This is a genomic window from Devosia sp. MC521 (assembly GCF_014127105.1).
Taxonomy (GTDB): Bacteria; Pseudomonadota; Alphaproteobacteria; order Rhizobiales; family Devosiaceae; genus Devosia.
The window spans coordinates 1-17,254 of sequence record NZ_CP059902.1; the positions used below are offsets into that span (position 1 = coordinate 1).

Genomic DNA, 17,254 nt, shown 5'->3' on the forward strand with positions numbered 1-17,254 from the left:
CGGAGCCTGAGTACAGGAGCCGACCCAAAGATAAGCCCAGTTTGGGTGAGGGTTTGGGGTGGTACTTTTGACGGCCTCGTCAGAAGGAATGCCAGAGTTAGATTGTTTTGGCGGCAGCGTAGCGTAACGCCGTCGGGTCATTCGAGGTTGGCAGAGCGTAGACCTTCGGCCGGGTAGGCCGGATCAATAAAAGGTCAATAGGATAACGGCGACTTCTGTCGGCCGGGGATTTTATTTGTGCCCGAATTCGGGCGCAACGGCGAAGCGTTGCTTCTGGCGGAAAGCTGGCGCGATGCGAATTTGAACACTACTGCCGGGCTTTGCGGATCCGGCAGAACAACCATGGGGTCACGACCAATGATGCGACAGGCGACCGCGGGCAGGGATGACTTGGCTTTAGCTAGCGACCCCTCCTCTACTATTTTGAACAAAGGCGGCGATTCTGTTATGTCGGGCACCCAAGACTCTTCCGAAAATCAGCGCGAACTTTGGGTTCGTGTGCGTGCCCGTCTGAAGGCATCTGTCGGTGAAGACGTCTTTACCTCCTGGTTTGCGCGTCTCGAACTTGAAGAAATCGTCGAAGATCTGGTCCACTTGAGCGCGCCAACGCGTTTCTTGTGCTCGTGGGTTCAGTCCAATTATTCCGATCGTATCGTTGAGGCTTTCCGCAATGATCTGCCTGATGTTGCCCGCATCCAGGTGACCATGCGCGTCAACGGTCAGGTCAAGCGCATCATGCCGGTCGTTGAAGCGCCTGCTCCAGAAGCGCCAGTGCTGGAAATCGCCCACAGCTCAAGCGCTGCCGCATCGCCTTCGGCATCCGCTGCTGCCCAGCCGCGTCTTGTGCCGCAGAGCACAGCAAAGAATGGTGACGCCCTTTCGGGGAGCGCGATCGATCCGCGCATGACCTTCGAGACGTTTGTCTCAGGCGAAGCCAATGACATGGCCTTCGGTGTGGCCAAGCAGATTGCCAACGCTGCGATCAACAATACCGTAACCTTCAATCCGGTCTTTATTCATTCCTCGGTCGGTCTGGGTAAATCGCACCTTCTCAATGCAATTGCGCATGCTGTTTCAGAAGCCGATCCGTCCAAGAACATCGTCTATCTGACCGCAGACCACTTCATGTACCACTTCATTACTGCCGTTCAGCGCCAGTCCGCGCTCGGCTTTAAGGAATGGTTGCGCCGTGTTGATCTGTTGCTGATCGATGACATGCAGTTCCTGCAGGGCAAGTCGGCGACCGAGTTCGGTCACACGTTGGGCACTCTGCTCACCGGCGCCAAGCAGGTTGTTGTGGCGGCCGACAGCCCGCCGCGCGATCTCGAAATGCTTGATGATCGCGTTAAGTCGCGTCTGTCGGGCGGCTTGGTCGTTCCAATCCAGAATTTTGATGTCGAGCTGCGCCGCGCCATCGTTCAGCGTCGTGCTGATCAGGTCAATTCGCGCTTTGGCATGCAGTTCCCAACGGCGGTCATCGACTACATCGCACGCGCTGTGAATAGCCATGGTCGTGACCTCGATGGCGCCGTGAACCGTCTCGTGGCTGCAAATCAGCTGACCGGTGAGTTGATCACCGTACCGCTGGCCGAAAAGACCCTCGCCGATCTCATTCGTGCTCGCGATGCCAAGCGCGTCCGTATCGAAGACATTCTCAAGATCGTCTCGCGCCACTACAAGGTGCCACGTAACGAGCTTTTGTCAGCCCGTCGTTCGCGTGACGTTGTGCGTCCGCGCCAGATCGCCATGTTCTTGGCCAAGGCGCTCACCCAGCGTTCGCTGCCAGAAATTGGCCGTCGCTTTGGCGGTCGTGATCACACCACCGTTCTTCACTCGGTTCGTAAGGTCGAGCAGATGATCAAGGACGATGTGGAATTGGGTCAGGAAATCGAGCTCTTGAAGCGCATGCTTGAGGAATAAGCCTCCTCGTCTGACACGCAATCAAAAGGCGGCCTTAGGGTCGCCTTTTTTCGTAAGTGCGGGTTGTGGATGGCGAGAAAATGAAGCCCTGATCCACAGCTTGCAGAGGAGTGGTCTTGCCAATTTGCGGCGAAACTGTAAACGTCCCAGACCCGGCCATCGGCCGGTGTTTGCAGCAGCGTACCGCCAGGATTAGCCGGATATGAAAGTTACCCTCGAACGCAATCACCTGCTCAAGTCGCTGAGCCATGTGCATCGGGTGGTCGAGCGCCGTAATACCTACCCAATTCTGGCCAACGTGCTGTTCAAGGCCAGTGAAGATCACATCGAGTTGCGGGCGACCGACCTTGATATCGAGGTCACCGAAAGCGTGCCTGCCATGGTCTCGACCCCAGGGTCGACCACCGTTCCGGCTCACACCCTATATGAAATCGTGCGCAAGCTCGCCGATGGTTCAGAAGTGAAGCTCGAAACCGACGGTGGGGACAATATGGTCCTGACCTCTGGTCGTTCGCGCTTTAACTTGGCGTGCCTTTCGCCTGACAGCTTCCCCGATCTCAAGTCGGGCACATTCGCGCATGAATTCGACATCGCAGCGTCCTCGCTGCGTGAATTGATCGAACGCACACAGTTTGCGATCTCAAACGAAGAAACCCGTTATTATCTCAACGGCATCTACTTCCATGCCATTGAAAACTCGGCGACCGGCAGCCTCTTCCGCGCTGTTGCTACGGACGGTCACCGCATGGCCCGTGCTGAAATCCCAGCGCCAAATGGCGCCGAAGGCATGAGCGGCATTATCGTCCCGAAGAAGACCGTTGGCGAAGTTCAAAAACTTCTCGATGGTGTTGATGGTGACATCCACGTTGAAGTGTCGGACACCAAGATCCGCTTCACGGTCGGTCCTGTGCTGCTGCTCTCCAAGCTCATCGAAGGCACCTTCCCGGACTACGATCGCGTCACGCCAAAAAACAACGACAAGCTGATGATCGTTGATAAGGCGGGCTTTGCGACTGCAGTTGACCGTGTGTCGACCATCGCTTCGGATCGCGGCGGTAAGGCTGTAAAGCTTCAGGCCTCTAATGGCCTTCTCGAACTCACTGTGACCAATCCGGATCACGGGACGGCAAGCGAAGAAGTGGCGGTTGAGTTCGACGTCGAAGGTTTTGAGATCGGCTTCAATGCCCGTTACCTTCTCGACATCATCACCCAGATCCGCTCTGAAAGCGCCGAGTTCCTGTTTAACGATGCGAACTCGCCAACGCTGGTGAAGGAAGAGGGCGAAGCCAATGCGCTTTATGTCCTCATGCCGATGCGCGTCTAAGAGGCTTCTGCGTTAGAGCCATCTCTTGACTAACAGGACCTCTCCCGTCGGGGGAGGTCTTCCGATTCAAAGGCCTAGTGGGAAAGGGGCTAGAATTTGATCCGCCATCTTTCTCGTATTCGCCTTACCGCCTTCCGGAATTATGCGAGCGCCGCGCTCGACATTGATGAGCGCCATGTTGTGCTCACAGGCGCAAACGGTTCGGGTAAAACCAATCTGTTGGAAGCGGTGTCTGTTTTATCGCCCGGTCGCGGATTGCGCGGGGCCAGCTTTGACACGCTCCAGGGTTACGGCTCAGATCTACCGTGGGCCGTCGCCGCGACGATTGAGACCGAGCTGGGTCCCACAGATATTGGCACCGGCGCCTTGGCCGACGGCGGTCGTCGCGTGCGGATCAATGGGGCCAATGCGCGCTCCATTGAGGCCATGAGTGACTATATGCGCGTGCTCTGGCTCACCCCGGCCATGGATGGGCTTTTCTCGGGGCCCGCAGGCGAACGGCGGCGGTTTCTCGATCGCCTGGTCACGACACTCATCCCTTCACACTCCTCCGCAGTAACTGACTTTGAAAAAGCCATGCGGCAGCGCAATAAGCTGCTTGAAGAGGGCGGGGACGCGCGTTGGCTTTCGGCGGTCGAGGCGCAGATGGCTCAGTTCGGCGCATCGGTCTATCTCAACCGAACTGACAGCCTACAGCATCTTCAGGCGCTGATCGTCGAAAGTGTTGAAGAGGGTAGTTTCCCCGCAGCCCAGTTGTCGCTGACGCCCTTGTTTGACGATGTGGCTGTGCCTGAGACGTCTGCTGACCTTGAAAGTCTTCTGGCGCAACGCTGGCATGATTTGCGGGGTCTAGATCGTGCTGCAGGACGCACCACATCAGGACCGCATAGGGTGGATCTCGAAGTCGTCCACAGCCAAAAGGCGATGCCTGCCGCCTTAGGGTCTACTGGAGAGCAAAAGGCGCTCCTGATCGGGCTTATTTTGGCTCACGCCCGTTTGGTGCGACTGCGCACCGGGATTGTCCCTTTCCTGCTTCTTGACGAAATTGCCGCTCATCTCGACCCAGATCGCCGCCGGGCCCTTTTTGCAGCCCTTGATGGGCTCGAAACGCAGTGTTTTTTGACGGGTACAGACCCTATTCTCTTCGAGGCGCTCGAAGATCGGGCACAAAGAATTACCGTGCGTGATGGGCGCTTGAGCCTTCATTCGCACTAAGCTGCGAGAGGGTGCGGCAATAACGGGCTCAATCCCCGGTCAAACACCGTCAAAGTGCCAATTTCCTTGGGGTTTGCGCCCCTTTGGGCTAGTACTAAAGATATCTGAAATCGAGCGATTCGGACCTCATGAGCGATAGCGAAAACCCGACCCCGAATGAGTATGGTGCCGACAGCATTCGCGTGCTGAAAGGCCTCGACGCGGTGCGTAAACGCCCCGGCATGTACATCGGGGACACGGACGACGGTTCAGGCCTGCACCACATGGTCTATGAGGTGGTTGATAACGCCATCGACGAAGCTCTGGCCGGGCACGCCGATCTTGTGACGGTAACGCTGAACGCAGACGGTTCTTGCACCGTGACCGACAATGGTCGTGGTATTCCTGTGGGCATCCACAAGGAAGAAGGCGTTTCGGCTGCCGAAGTGATCATGACCCAGCTGCACGCTGGCGGTAAGTTCGACCAGAACTCCTACAAGGTTTCCGGTGGCTTGCACGGCGTGGGCGTGTCGGTGGTGAACGCGCTGTCAGTGTTCCTGAAGCTGCGCATTCGTCGCGATGGTCAGATCCACGAGATGAGCTTCACCCATGGCGACGCGAACGAGCCGTTGGCGGTCGTGGGCGAATATGAAGGTCGCTCGGGCACTGAAGTCACCTTCTTGCCAAGCACCGACACCTTCACCATGGTGGAGTTTGATTACAAGACGCTGGAGCATCGCCTGCGCGAGCTCGCGTTCTTGAATTCTGGCGTTCGCATCAATTTGGCGGACAATCGTCCGTCCGAGCCGATCACCACCGAGCTTTTCTACGAAGGTGGTCTTGAGGCCTTCGTGTCCTATCTCGATAAGGGTAAGACGCCCGGCATCGACAAGCCCATCTACATGATCTCGGAAAAAGACGGGATCACAGTGGAAGTGGCGCTGCAGTGGAACGACAGCTACCACGAAAACGTGCTGTGTTTCACCAATAACATCCCCCAGCGCGATGGCGGCACCCACCTTGCAGGTCTGCGCGGTGCGCTGACCCGTCAGGTGACGGGCTATGCCGAAAGCTCTGGCATCACCAAGAAGGAAAAGGTCAATCTCACTGGTGATGACACCCGTGAAGGCTTGACCTGCGTTCTTTCGGTGAAAGTGCCAGATCCCAAGTTCTCGTCCCAGACCAAGGACAAGCTGGTTTCTTCCGAAGTTCGCCCGGTCGTTGAAAACATTGTCAACGAGAAGCTCGGCCAATGGTTTGAAGAGCACCCGGCGGAAGCCAAAGCCATCGTCATGAAGGTGGTGGAAGCGGCGTCGGCGCGTGAAGCGGCGCGCAAGGCACGCGAGTTGACCCGTCGTAAGGGCGCGCTCGAAATTTCCTCGCTCCCCGGCAAGCTTGCAGACTGCCAGGAGCGCGACCCGACAAAGTCTGAAATCTTCATCGTGGAAGGTGACTCCGCGGGTGGTTCCGCCAAGCAGGGGCGTGATCGCTCCAATCAGGCTGTGCTTCCCCTGCGTGGTAAAATCCTCAACGTCGAACGCGCACGCTTTGACCGTATGATCTCGTCTGATCAGGTCGGCACGCTGATCACGGCGCTGGGCACCGGTATTGGTCGCGAAGAGTTTGATCCTGATAAGCTGCGCTATCACAAGATCATCATCATGACCGACGCGGACGTCGACGGCGCGCATATTCGCACCCTGTTGTTGACCTTCTTCTACCGCCAGACCCCAGCTCTGCTGGAACGTGGTCATATCTATATCGCGCAGCCGCCGCTCTATAAGGCAACCCGTGGCCGTTCCGAGCTTTACCTCAAGAACGAACGCGCGCTTGAAGATTACCTGCTTGAAAATGGTATTGAAGACGCTGTCTTTAACACCCGCAACGGCTCAAGCCATGCTGGCGCTGACCTGCTTTCCATTCTGCAGCAGGCCCGTGACATCACCCACGCCATCAACAATCTCAACCTGCGCTACAACCGTAGTCTGGTTGAGCAGGCCGCAATTGTTGGCGGTTTGGATATGGAAGGGCTGACAGAACCTGCAAAGATGCAGGAGACGCTGACCCGCGTATCAAACCGTCTGGATCGCATTTCGGACGAGCTTGAGCGCGGTTGGACGGGTGCGGTCAATGACGAGGACGCCCTTGTCTTCTCGCGCACTGTTCGCGGCGTGACCGAGAACCATGCGATTGACCGGGCGCTGCTTCAGTCCGCCGATGCGCGCAAGCTGCGCCAGATGGCCGAGCGTCTCGATGATCTCTACGGCGGCGTTCCGACACTGACTCGTAAGGGCGATACCATTCCCGTCTATGGTCCCGGTTCGCTGTTTAAGGCTGTCACGGACTTTGGCCGTAAGGGCCTGTCGCTGCAGCGTTATAAAGGTCTTGGCGAGATGAACGCCGAGCAGCTATGGGAAACGACGCTCGATCCAAATGCTCGTACTCTGCTGCGCGTTCAGCTCAATGAAACAGCCGGTGAGGCCGATCAGATTTTCACTCAGTTGATGGGTGACCTGGTTGAACCTCGCCGTGAATTTATTCAGGAAAACGCACTGAACGTTTCTAACCTGGACGTGTAAGGCCGGGGATAAGTTTGACGATAAAAGCGGCTCCTTCGGGGGCCGCTTTTTTGTTTTGGGCGAGCCGAAATTGTTCAGGAAATCGAACATCACTGTTCCCTGCGCGGGGGTTATCTCGGGGGCCGACAGCGCCTAGATTGGCTGTCAATGTTGCGTCATAGCGCTGAAAGGTTTGCCATGAAAAAGATTGGCTTTTTGTCCTTTGGACATTGGAGTGCTGCACCCAATTCCCAAGCGCGGAGCGCTTCGGATGTTTTGCTGCAGTCGATTGATTTAGCTGTTGCCGCAGAAGAACTTGGCGCTGATGGCGCGTATTTCCGCGTGCACCATTTTGCCCGCCAACTGGCTTCGCCTTTCCCTCTTTTGGCGGCTATTGGCGCGAAAACCAAAAAGATCGAAATCGGCACGGCCGTTATCGATATGCGCTATGAGAACCCGCTCTATATGGCGGAGGACGCTGGCGCGGCAGATCTCATTTCGGGCGGCCGTTTGCAGCTTGGTATTAGCCGCGGCTCGCCGGAGCAGGTGATCGATGGCTATCGCTACTTCGGCTACAACCCGGAAGAGGGCAAAACAGATCAGGACATGGCGCGCCAAAACGCAGAGGTATTCTGGGAGGTGTTGAAGGGGCGCGGGTTCGCGCAGCCTAACCCACGGCCGATGTTCCCAAATCCGCCGGGCCTCCTGCGTCTCGAGCCACATTCTGAAGGTCTTCGTGACCGGATTTGGTGGGGTGCAGCGAGCGATGCGACGGCGATTTGGGCTGCGCAGCTCGGGATGAATTTGCAGTCTTCGACGCTCAAATTTGATGAGAGCGGCAAGCCCTTCCATGTCCAGCAAGCCGAACAAATTCGGGCTTATCGGGCTGCTTGGAAAGAAGCGGGACATGAGCGGGAGCCGCGTGTTTCGGTGAGCCGTTCGATCTTTGCGATCACCTCTGACGAGGACCGGGCCTACTTTGGCGCAGGTCAGCGTGAGGAAGATCAGTTCGGCTATATTGAGCCAGAAAAACGCGCTGTGTTTGGGCGCGGTTATACCGGCGCGCCGGAGCGCATTATTGAAGAGCTGCGGCAGGATGAGGCGATTGCCGAAGCCGACACCCTGCTCATCACGGTGCCGAACCAACTGGGCGTCGACTATAATGCTCACGTGATCGAGAACATTCTCAAGCACGTGGCTCCGGCGCTGGGCTGGCGCTAAGACGTGACGAGATGAAGGGGCTCCGAATATTTGTGGGGCCCTTTTTGCAGCATTGGCCCGCTATGGCATTTTATGGGCGGAGTGCTGGCATTTATTGGCCTCCCAATAGGCATCTACGCGCGAAAAAGAGCCTGAGGCCAAAAATTCTACCTGCGCAGCGAAGGCCATAGCGCGGCATTCGTCTGGTCCGGCGACGACGTGAACGAGTTCATGTAAAATGGTGAGGGTGCGTAGCCCATCTGAGCCTTGCCGCGAAAACTGCGGGCAGAGGGTTAGCGTGATTGTATCATCGCGGGGCGGGGTGGTGACAAATGCCGCAAACTTACCGCAGAGGCCGCTGGTGTCGGGCTGATCGAAAATGATGAGCTCGACGGTTTTGCCCCAATAGGGTGAGGCAAAGCGGCGGTGCTCGAGGGCGTCGCTATAGGCGCGCAGATCGATGTCGAAGGCAGCGCCGTTCAGTGCGGGCGCAGCAGAGCGAAAATAGGCTTTCGCATCATCGAGCGCGCGGCCAATAGGGTCTGCTTGCGTTGGGACAACGCAGGAGAACACGGCGAAAAGAACCAAAAGCCAAAGACGCATTTGGTTGTTCTCGCCGCAAATTGTGGCAGTGACAAGCCTAGGTTTTGAGGAAGCGGATCAGGTCTGCGACCAACTCGGTTTTGTGGGTCGCAAAGAGCCCGTGCGGGCCATCATATTCAATCAGCGTCGCGTTCTTGATCCCGTCGACAGCGGCATGCGCGGAGGCTTCAATCGGCACCGTCTTGTCCTTAGTGCCGTGAATAATGAGGGTTGGAACGTTAAAGGCTGCAAGATCGGGCCGGAAATCGGTCGTGGCGAACGCCGCCGCGCAGGCTAGAGTTGGTTTTAGCCCTGCCTGCATGGCAACGGCCCAAGCGTGGTGAACTTCTTCGTCAGAGGTGGCGTTGCCGAAGAGGCCAATCCCGAAAAAGTCCTGAAAGAAGCTGGCAAAGAACTTGGCGCGGTCCTCTTTCATGCCTGCTGTCATGTCGTCGAAAACCGATTGCTGCGTGCCGTTGGGATTGTCCTCAGTCTTGAGCATATAGGGCACGACGGAGGCGACTAGCGCTGCGTGGCTGATTTTAGCGCCACCGTGGCGGGACATATAGCGGGCGACTTCGCCCCCGCCCATGGAAAAACCAACCAGGGCCGCATCATCTGCCCCGGTATGGGCAATGACATCGGCGAGATCATCAGCCAGCGTGTCATAATCATAGCCTTCCCAAGGCTGTTCGGATCGGCCAAATCCCCGGCGGTCATAGCTGATGGCGCGGAAGCCCGCCTCAGCGAGCGCCAAAGCGCCATCGTCCCAGCTGTCGGCTGAGAGGGGCCAGCCATGAAGCAGGATCACAGGGCGTCCTGTGCCCCAATCCTTGTAATAGAGCGCGGTGCCGTCACGGGTGTTGAGATAGGGCATATCAGCCTCCAGGGGTTTTCCTGAGAAGGGTGGTGGCCCCAAATTGTTCCCAAGTGTCGGCTCCTGCGCGCATGGGTTAAGCCTACTCCCTTGTTTCTACACGGATCGGTGAGCCGCTAAACGCTCTACAAAGTGCCACATTTTGGGGCGATAAGGCGCAATCGCGCTGCGAAGCAATGGGGAAGGGTGCGTTCATCTTCTCCATTCGCTCGGCCGTGGTTTCCCTCAGCTTGGGAAAGAGGTAGAAGCTGCGTAATCCACTTCTGGACAGGACTGCTTGATGGACTTCCGCATTTCGGCCGATGACCGCGTTGGTGCCCCAGCCAAATCGCAGGGTAAAGCTCAAAGCCGCACCGCGCCTAAGGGGCAGCGTCAAGAGCCGTCCCTGTCTGGTGCCAGCATGGGCGAGAGCATGAGCTTCTCGGTTGATGCCGAACCGCCGCGCGTCGGCGGTGGCTCAGGGCGCGGGGGCAATGGCGGTCGTGGCGGTTCGGGTGGCGGCAAGCCTCCGAGAGGCGAAAAGCCCGCGCGTCGCGGCAAAGCACAGCCAGCGCGTCAGAAAAAGCGTAAGAAGCGTTCAGGCGGTTTCCTGCTCGGCCTTGTGTGGTGGGGCTTTGTGGCCTGCCTATGGGGCGGCTTGGCTGTTATTGGCGTCATCGTTTATTACGGCGCGCAGCTGCCGTCGTCCGACACTTGGGCGATCCCAGAGCGTCCGCCCAATATTCGTATTCTTGCGGCAGATGGCAGCCTGATTTCAAACCGCGGTCAGACCGGTGGTGAAGCGATCACCTTCCGCGAATTGCCAAGCTATGTCCCGGCAGCGTTTATCGCTTCGGAAGACCGTCGCTTTATGAGCCATTTTGGTGTCGATCCGATCGGTCTGATGGCTGTGGCGGTGGAATCCATCCAAGCGCGCGGTGTGACCCGTGGTGCATCGACCCTGACCCAGCAGGTGGCAAAAAACCTATTCCTGACCCCAGACCAAACGCTTGGTCGTAAGGTGCAAGAAGCCATTTTGGCGGTCTGGCTTGAACAGAGCTTTACCAAGGAAGAAATTCTCGAACTCTATATGAACCGCGTCTATTTCGGCGCTGGTGCCTATGGGATCGAAGCGGCGGCACAGACCTATTTTGGTGTGTCAGCGCGCAATCTCTCGCTCGGACAGGCTGCGATGCTGGTGGGTATTCTACCTGCGCCGTCGGCCTATAATCCCAAGACAAACCCTGAAACGGCCAAGAACCGTCAACGCCTTGTGCTCAATGCCATGGCGCAAGAGGGCTATATCTCGACCGCTGAGGCCTCGGCGGCTCAGATCAACCCTGACCAGCAGGTTCGCACCGTCGTGGCTGGCGCAGAAAGCTATGTTGCGGACTGGGTTGAAAGCCTGATGACCGCCTATATTGGCGATATTTCTGGCGACGTGGTTGTGCAGACCACCATCGACTACAAGCTGCAGCGTGACGCCGAGTTTATCGTCAAGGAAGCTGTTGCCAGTGAAGGGCCAAAGCGTGGCTTTACGCAGGGCGCCTTGGTGGCCATGGATATTGATGGTTCGGTTCGCGCCATGGTGGGCGGTGTTGATTATCAGCAGAGCCAGTACAACCGTGCTGTGACGGCCAAGCGCCAACCTGGTTCGGCCTTTAAGCCATTCGTGTTCCTCGCGGCTATGGAAAAGGGCTACACGCCTGAGACTTTGGCTGAGGATGCCCAGTTTGACTACAATGGCTGGAGCCCACGCAATGCGACTGGCAAATATTCTGGCACGGTGACGCTGCGTCAGGGGCTGGCTTACTCGCTCAACACGATTGCAGCGCGTCTGGCGATTGACGTGACCCCAGAAAAGGTCGTGGAAGTGGCGATGCGTTTGGGCATCTCGTCCAATCTCACGGCCGTGCCGTCGATCGCGCTTGGCACGCAGGAAGTGAACCTGCTTGAGTTGACCAATGCCTATGTGCCGTTTGCTAACGGCGGCAATGGCGTTATTCCAAACGTGATCACCAAGATTTCCGATATGGAAGGCAAGGTGCTCTATGAAGCCTCCACTGCTGGTCCGGGCCGTGTGATCGACCCAACAACGCTCGCCTATATGAACGACATGATGGAAACCGCTGTTGAAGTGGGCACCGGTCGTGGAGCGAACCTTGGTGGCTGGCAGGTTGGCGGCAAGACCGGCACATCGCAGGAAAGCCGAGACGCGCTCTTTGTGGGCTACACCTCGGCCATGATCACCGGCGTGTGGTTGGGCAATGACGACAATAAGGGCACCAAGCTTTCGGGCGGCAATGTTCCGGCGACCATCTGGCGTGATTTCATGACCAAAGCGCTGGAAGGCAAATCGCCAAATCCAATTCCCGGTGGCAGCTACGCCGGCCAATTGGTGGCCCAGCAGATGATCGATCCAAACACCGGACAGGTCGCGATTGACCCCAATACCGGCATGCCGATGGTTCAATATGTCGATGGTGGTACAGGCCAGCCGGTTCAGACCGTGCAGGACCCGAACACCGGGCAGATTTTTGGCGTTGATCCGAACACCGGACTGCCGATTGAAGGTCTGCAGCCCTTGGCGAACCCGCAAGCGGGCGGCGGCATGATGCAGCCGGGCGTGGGTACGGATCCGGCATCAGGCATGCAGATTGATCCCAACACCGGCCTACCTTTGTCGAACCAGATTGACCCCAACACCGGCATGCCTATGGGCCAGCAGGGTGTTGATCAGGGGTTCGGCCAAGCGCCGATTGATCAGGGGTTTGGGCAGGCGCCGATCGATCCGGAAACCGGGATGCCGATGACGCTGATCGTTGACCCTCAGACGGGGCAGCAGGTTTGGGTGCCAAGTGCACCAGTGTCACAGAACCAGCCGATCCAACAACAGCAGCCCACAACCATTTGGGGTGATCAGGTGATCCAGCAAGTGCCCAATGGTGGTCAGCAATTTGCGCCACCGGCCGATCTGGGACAGCAGCCTGTCTATCAGAACGAGAACAGCCAGCGTACGCTGATGGACATGATCTTCGGCAACTGAGGATCACACACATCGTCATGCAAAAGGCCCCGGACACGTGTCCGGGGCCTTTTGTTTGGTGGCATGGGCCGATTAGATCACGACGATCTTCGAGCCCGGAATGACGCGATCATGCAGATCGATGACATCGTGGAAGAGCAAGCGCACGCAACCGCTCGATACGGCCTTGCCAATGGTGGGAACGTCCATTGTGCCGTGGATACGGTAGAGCGTGTCCTTCTGACCCTGATGGATATAGAGCGCGCGTGCACCCAGAGCGTTGTCGAGGCCAGGCGGCTGACCGTGACGGTACTTTTCGATCTCGGGCTGGCGCAGGATCATTTCGGCAGGTGGTGTCCACACCGGCCATTTGCGCTTGTAAGCAATGTGACCTTCGCCGGACCACTCGAAGCCAGCGCGGCCGAGGCCGACGCCATAGCGCATGGCGCGGCCGTTAGGCATGGTCCAGTAGAGAACGAAATTGGCCGTATCGACGACAACAGTATGCTGTGGCTGACCGGTGATGTTTTCGACTTCCTGACGCCAGAAGCGCGGGGCCATGAGGGACACATCGGCCGCCGGAATGGGGAAGTCTTCGAGCGGCAATGGGCCGTACATCATCGCCACGTCTGGCGGCACGATGGGGCGCAGTGGCTCAACGGGAGCGCTTGGGCGCGCGGTGGTGGCGCAGCCGGCCAAAAGCAAAGCGCTGGTGCTGGCGAGGCCTGCCAGCAAGGTGCGGCGCGACAGCGTCGCGTCGAGAGCGATAGTCATATGAAATCCTTGGGCCCAAGGGGCCGAGAGTATGTGCGGGAAGAAAGCGTGACGGCGAACTAGCCGTGCCGCGGTGGCCGCAAAATACTCAAACGCGTGCCTGCAGGGGCGGTCTCATCAACCATCAGAACATGATGGTCTTCGCCTTCGGTCTTAGGCAATTGCGGGACATCGGGCGCGATCGCGAGGTGCGAACCACAGGAGAGAACCAAGCCATTGCCAAGGTCGATATGCCCACAGGGCTGGATTTTGACCACGACGGGGACCGGGCGATTGTCCTCATCGACGTGGTTGAGAACCACGAGCGGCTGCACGACATCGACCACGTAGCGGTGCGAATGCGCCAAGACACTCCCCGCCATATTGGCGAAGGTGAACAGCATGGCGATGAGCACGAGCAGGCGTTTCATAGCTCGCTCCTAACCGAGACAATGAGGCGCAAACAAGACCGAACGCGGAAAGACCTGGTTTTTAAGGAGCTTGCCATGACATGAGTTGGCGGCCGTGTGTTTTTAGCCACGCCCGTCCGCGCTCCATATCGGGCAGGGTGCGCTCCACTGTCGCCCAAAAGGCTGGCGAGTGGTTCATCTCAACGAGATGGGCAACCTCATGGGCGGCCACATAATCGAGCACGTGGGGCGGCGCTAGGATCAGCCGCCAATTGTAATTGATCGAGCCGGTTGAGGAGCACGAGCCCCAGCGGCTGGCTTGGCTGCGCAGTCGGACGCTTTCCACTTTGACCCCGAGCCGCTGGGCGTGAAAGGCACTTTGGGCCGTGAGGTCGTGGAGGGCTTCGGCTTTGAGCCAATCATAGAGACGGCGCGGCAGGTGTTCGGGCGCACCGGGCACGCTGATCCGCCGGTCTGGGAGGACTTCTACCCGCCCGCGCACTTGGCCCGAGGCGATGATCTGATAGGCGAGCCCACGCACCGGCAGCTCAACCCCGGGCGCCAAGATTTGTGGCCCAGCGCCAATGGGCAGGCGTTCGGCCAGCCAATTGGTGTGGCGATGGAGAAAGGCTTCAGCGTCCGCCCAGCGCGATTTAACCGGAATGGTCAGCAGCGGCCCGGCGGGCGGCAGCGAGAGGCGAAAGCTTTTGGCGCGCGCGCTGGTTTTTACGCTCACAGTGACAACCCGCCCTGCAAACTCGACCTTGGTTTCGCTGGGAGGCTTGTTGGCACGAGCACGCAGGAACGACAGCATGGGCACTTTCAGGAGGGGTGAGTCGGTGCCGCCAGTTTAGCCAAACAGAGTGGGCAAAAGGCAAAGAAAAAGCGCCCCCAAGGGCGCTAGTGGGGAGGGATGATGATGGGGCTTAGGTGTTGTCGCTATAACCTTGGCGGGAGCCGCGGTGCTCAGACATGAAGCGATCGAACTCTTCACGGTCGCGCGCCTTATGCAGGTTCGCCATATATTCCTGGAACGCTCCAACTTCGGCGTCGAGACGGGCGCGCTCTTCGTCGAGGCGACGGAGCTGTTCTGCGCGGTAGTCGTCAAATGCGGCGTTGCCCGAGCCGCCAGCGGTGAATACTGGGCCCGAGGATTTCTTGGTCATATTGCGCACGAAGTCTGTTCCCTTGTTCACATAGCGCTGTGCCTTTTCGGCAGAGCCGCCAAAGTTTTCGCCCCACAAAATATAGGCCAGCATGGCCAAGCCGGCGGGGAAGAAGAAGATAAAGCCCAGCACCATCAACGTGATGGTGAGGGGCGACCATTGCGGTTTGATAATTGCTGTGCTCATGTTGTTGCACTCTCCTGTGTCACTGCACAGGAGGTGGTTCTGTTTTGGGACAGGATCAAGCGTGTGCCTACCGGTATTTTACTCTTGAAATCGCCACGGCACGTCCCTAAGCGCGGAAGCGAACGAGGACATTAGATGAGCGAATTCACGAGTGTTTCCCCATTAGCGCCAGAGCCTTGGCGCCCATTGCGGATGCAGACCCTAGTGCTGTTGCGCTGGCTCGCTGTGGCGGGTCAGACCGGGGCAGTGCTGTTTGTGCATTGGGGGCTGGGCTTCCCATTGCCCTTGTGGAGCTGCCTAGGGCTAATCGCTTTTTCGGCGCTCCTCAACATCTTGATGGTGCTGCGCTTCGGCTCCATGGGCCGGTTGACGGCCCGCGCCGCTGGTTGGCTGCTGGCTTTTGACGTCTGCCAATTGGCGGGATTGCTGGCGCTCACCGGGGGGCTAACCAATCCCTTCTGTATTCTTCTTCTCGCGCCGGTTTCGGTTGCAGCGACGACGCTCCCGGCCAAGCAGGCCTTTCTCATCGCCTTTATGGTTTCGGCCTGTGCTTCGGTGATTTCGATCGTTCACCTGCCCCTGCCGTGGATGCCGGGGGAGAATTTGGTCTTTGATCGCATATTTGTGATCGGGATTTGGGTGTCGATCGTCTGCGGGGCGGTTTTCATCACCGCCTATACCAATCGGGTTGCTTATGACGCGCGCCAAATTGGCGATGCGCTGGCGGCGACGGAACTGGCTTTGTCCCGTCGCGAGCAGCTTTCCGCGCTCGATGGTTTGGCGGCGGCTGCGGCCCATGAGCTTGGGACACCGCTTTCAACAATTGTTTTGGCTGCCAAAGAGATGCGTGCCGACGTCGAGCCCAAGACGCAACTGGCCGAAGATATCGAACTGATCATTGAACAGGCCGCGCGCTGTCGGGCAATCTTGGCCAAGTTGCGCAATCTTGGGTCCGAACCTGCTGAGATGTTCGCAGAGGCGCCACTGCTCGAAATCCTAGATGAAGTGGCCCGTCCGCATGAAAGCCGGGGCAAGGTCATCCTCTTTTACTCAGAGGATGTTACCGGCGACATTCCAGTGTTCCCGCGCAGTGTCGGATTGCTCTACGGCCTTGGTAACCTTATTGAAAACGCTACGGACTTCGCCAAGCAAACGGTTCGGATCGAGACCAAGTGGGATGACGAAAGAATTAGCGTCAGCATTATTGACGATGGTCCCGGTTTTGCTCCAGAACTTGCCGCACGGCTCGGAGAGCCTTATCTAACCACCAGACCGCGCGACCCCGCCGGTAGCGATGCGCATAAACCCGGCGGACTTGGGCTGGGTATTTTCATCGCGAAGACGCTTCTGGAACGAACGGGGGCTCGCCTCACGTTCGATAATGCTGAACTACATGGTCATGCGCGCGTACATATCGTGTGGCAGCGGAATGGCCAGTCGTCGCGTTAGTAGCTCCGGCTTTTTGACGGAAAGGCTGCGAGCGCCTAAGGAAGAACAATGGATACGATAGAAGATCTTTTGGCAGGAGACCCGAGCTTATTGCTTGTGGATGACGATGCCGCCTTTCTGACCCGCCTCGAACGTGCCATGGCGCGCCGTGGTTTTGAAGTACGTGTTGCCAATTCGGTTGCTGAGGGCCTTGCGGCCGTCAACGAGCGCGCGCCGGCCTATGCGGTCGTGGATATGCGCCTTGAAGACGGCAATGGCCTGGAAGTGGTTTCGGCTCTGCATCAGAAGCGCGCCGATGCGCGGGCTGTTGTGCTGACCGGCTACGGCAATATCGCCACGGCTGTGACCGCTGTTAAGCTCGGCGCGACGGACTATTTGTCTAAGCCCGCCGACGCAGACGACGTGATCAACGCACTGCTGGCGACCGGCGAAGAAAAGCCAGAGCCACCGGAAAACCCAATGTCGGCCGATCGCGTCCGTTGGGAACATATCCAGCGCGTTTATGAGCTGTGTGATCGCAATGTGTCGGAAACCGCACGTCGCCTCAACATGCACCGCCGGACACTCCAGCGCATTCTGGCCAAGCGCGCTCCGCGCTAAGCGACGCGCAAACTGAACAAGAAAATGGCGG

Annotated in this window: 14 protein-coding genes; 8 read left to right on the plus strand and 6 right to left on the minus strand. The window is 58.1% G+C overall.

The window, feature by feature from the left end:
• Positions 1–447: 447 nt before the first annotated feature.
• The 5 genes from dnaA (at position 448) to H4N61_RS00025 (ending at position 8,217) form a co-directional block, all read left to right on the plus strand.
• Complete coding sequence (dnaA, locus tag H4N61_RS00005) at positions 448–1,920, plus strand: chromosomal replication initiator protein DnaA (protein WP_169194279.1); 1,473 nt, start codon at positions 448–450, stop codon at positions 1,918–1,920.
• A gap of 202 nt (positions 1,921–2,122) precedes the next feature.
• Positions 2,123–3,244, plus strand: a complete 1,122-nt coding sequence (dnaN, locus tag H4N61_RS00010; protein ID WP_182394633.1) for a DNA polymerase III subunit beta — start codon at positions 2,123–2,125, stop codon at positions 3,242–3,244.
• Between the two features lie 96 nt (positions 3,245–3,340).
• On the plus strand, positions 3,341–4,459 hold the full coding sequence (gene recF / locus H4N61_RS00015; protein WP_169194277.1) for a DNA replication/repair protein RecF: 1,119 nt from the start codon (positions 3,341–3,343) through the stop codon (positions 4,457–4,459).
• Between the two features lie 128 nt (positions 4,460–4,587).
• A complete protein-coding gene (gyrB, locus tag H4N61_RS00020) occupies positions 4,588–7,017 on the plus strand; it encodes a DNA topoisomerase (ATP-hydrolyzing) subunit B (RefSeq protein WP_182394634.1) in 2,430 nt (809 codons plus the stop codon).
• A 177-nt stretch (positions 7,018–7,194) separates the two neighbouring features.
• The gene (locus H4N61_RS00025) at positions 7,195–8,217 is read left to right on the plus strand and encodes an LLM class flavin-dependent oxidoreductase (RefSeq protein WP_169194275.1); all 1,023 of its coding nucleotides are present in this window, start codon (positions 7,195–7,197) and stop codon (positions 8,215–8,217) included.
• Positions 8,218–8,277: 60 nt separating this feature from the next.
• On the opposite strand, the gene H4N61_RS00030 is transcribed toward H4N61_RS00025, so the two are convergent.
• Positions 8,278–8,799 (minus strand): hypothetical protein, encoded by a 522-nt coding sequence (locus H4N61_RS00030; RefSeq protein WP_182394635.1) that lies wholly within the window; start codon positions 8,797–8,799, stop codon positions 8,278–8,280.
• A gap of 37 nt (positions 8,800–8,836) precedes the next feature.
• Positions 8,837–9,655, minus strand: coding sequence for an alpha/beta hydrolase (locus H4N61_RS00035; protein WP_182394636.1), 819 nt, complete (start codon positions 9,653–9,655; stop codon positions 8,837–8,839).
• A gap of 280 nt (positions 9,656–9,935) precedes the next feature.
• On the opposite strand from H4N61_RS00035, the gene H4N61_RS00040 reads away from it, so the two are divergent.
• Positions 9,936–12,680: a PBP1A family penicillin-binding protein gene (locus H4N61_RS00040; protein ID WP_182394637.1), complete on the plus strand. Its 2,745-nt coding sequence runs from the start codon at positions 9,936–9,938 to the stop codon at positions 12,678–12,680.
• Positions 12,681–12,752: 72 nt separating this feature from the next.
• Here the strand turns inward: H4N61_RS00040 and H4N61_RS00045 are convergent, their stop codons facing one another.
• From H4N61_RS00045 to H4N61_RS00060, 4 genes are all read right to left on the minus strand, one after another.
• The gene (locus H4N61_RS00045; protein ID WP_182394638.1) at positions 12,753–13,433 is read right to left on the minus strand and encodes a L,D-transpeptidase; all 681 of its coding nucleotides are present in this window, start codon (positions 13,431–13,433) and stop codon (positions 12,753–12,755) included.
• Positions 13,434–13,492: 59 nt separating this feature from the next.
• The gene (locus H4N61_RS00050) at positions 13,493–13,843 is read right to left on the minus strand and encodes a hypothetical protein (protein ID WP_182394639.1); all 351 of its coding nucleotides are present in this window, start codon (positions 13,841–13,843) and stop codon (positions 13,493–13,495) included.
• Positions 13,844–13,904: 61 nt separating this feature from the next.
• The gene (locus H4N61_RS00055; RefSeq protein ID WP_182394640.1) at positions 13,905–14,636 is read right to left on the minus strand and encodes a SprT family zinc-dependent metalloprotease; all 732 of its coding nucleotides are present in this window, start codon (positions 14,634–14,636) and stop codon (positions 13,905–13,907) included.
• A 112-nt stretch (positions 14,637–14,748) separates the two neighbouring features.
• Positions 14,749–15,174 carry a DUF2852 domain-containing protein gene (locus H4N61_RS00060; protein ID WP_169194268.1) on the minus strand — a complete coding sequence of 142 codons (426 nt, stop codon included), beginning with the start codon at positions 15,172–15,174 and terminating at the stop codon, positions 14,749–14,751.
• A 135-nt stretch (positions 15,175–15,309) separates the two neighbouring features.
• Between H4N61_RS00060 and H4N61_RS00065 the strand changes: the two genes are divergently transcribed.
• Together H4N61_RS00065 and H4N61_RS00070 are read left to right on the plus strand one after the other, a co-directional pair.
• Positions 15,310–16,623 (plus strand): ActS/PrrB/RegB family redox-sensitive histidine kinase, encoded by a 1,314-nt coding sequence (locus tag H4N61_RS00065; protein ID WP_182394641.1) that lies wholly within the window; start codon positions 15,310–15,312, stop codon positions 16,621–16,623.
• Positions 16,624–16,671: 48 nt separating this feature from the next.
• On the plus strand, positions 16,672–17,223 hold the full coding sequence (locus tag H4N61_RS00070; RefSeq protein WP_169194266.1) for an ActR/PrrA/RegA family redox response regulator transcription factor: 552 nt from the start codon (positions 16,672–16,674) through the stop codon (positions 17,221–17,223).
• Positions 17,224–17,254: the final 31 nt, after the last annotated feature.

Excerpts from the sequence above, each read along its gene's own strand:
- dnaA (WP_169194279.1), top strand. The coding sequence starts at position 448 with ATGTCGGGCACCCAAGACTCTTCCGAAAATCAGCGCGAACTTTGGGTT.
- H4N61_RS00025 (WP_169194275.1), top strand. The coding sequence starts at position 7,195 with ATGAAAAAGATTGGCTTTTTGTCCTTTGGACATTGGAGTGCTGCACCC.
- H4N61_RS00065 (WP_182394641.1), top strand. The coding sequence starts at position 15,310 with ATGAGCGAATTCACGAGTGTTTCCCCATTAGCGCCAGAGCCTTGGCGC.
- H4N61_RS00045 (WP_182394638.1), bottom strand. The coding sequence starts at position 13,433 with ATGACTATCGCTCTCGACGCGACGCTGTCGCGCCGCACCTTGCTGGCA.
- H4N61_RS00035 (WP_182394636.1), bottom strand. The coding sequence starts at position 9,655 with ATGCCCTATCTCAACACCCGTGACGGCACCGCGCTCTATTACAAGGAT.
- H4N61_RS00040 (WP_182394637.1), top strand. The coding sequence starts at position 9,936 with ATGGACTTCCGCATTTCGGCCGATGACCGCGTTGGTGCCCCAGCCAAA.
- H4N61_RS00070 (WP_169194266.1), top strand. The coding sequence starts at position 16,672 with ATGGATACGATAGAAGATCTTTTGGCAGGAGACCCGAGCTTATTGCTT.
- H4N61_RS00060 (WP_169194268.1), bottom strand. The coding sequence starts at position 15,174 with ATGAGCACAGCAATTATCAAACCGCAATGGTCGCCCCTCACCATCACG.
- H4N61_RS00030 (WP_182394635.1), bottom strand. The coding sequence starts at position 8,799 with ATGCGTCTTTGGCTTTTGGTTCTTTTCGCCGTGTTCTCCTGCGTTGTC.
- dnaN (WP_182394633.1), top strand. The coding sequence starts at position 2,123 with ATGAAAGTTACCCTCGAACGCAATCACCTGCTCAAGTCGCTGAGCCAT.
- H4N61_RS00055 (WP_182394640.1), bottom strand. The coding sequence starts at position 14,636 with ATGCTGTCGTTCCTGCGTGCTCGTGCCAACAAGCCTCCCAGCGAAACC.
- H4N61_RS00050 (WP_182394639.1), bottom strand. The coding sequence starts at position 13,843 with ATGAAACGCCTGCTCGTGCTCATCGCCATGCTGTTCACCTTCGCCAAT.
- gyrB (WP_182394634.1), top strand. The coding sequence starts at position 4,588 with ATGAGCGATAGCGAAAACCCGACCCCGAATGAGTATGGTGCCGACAGC.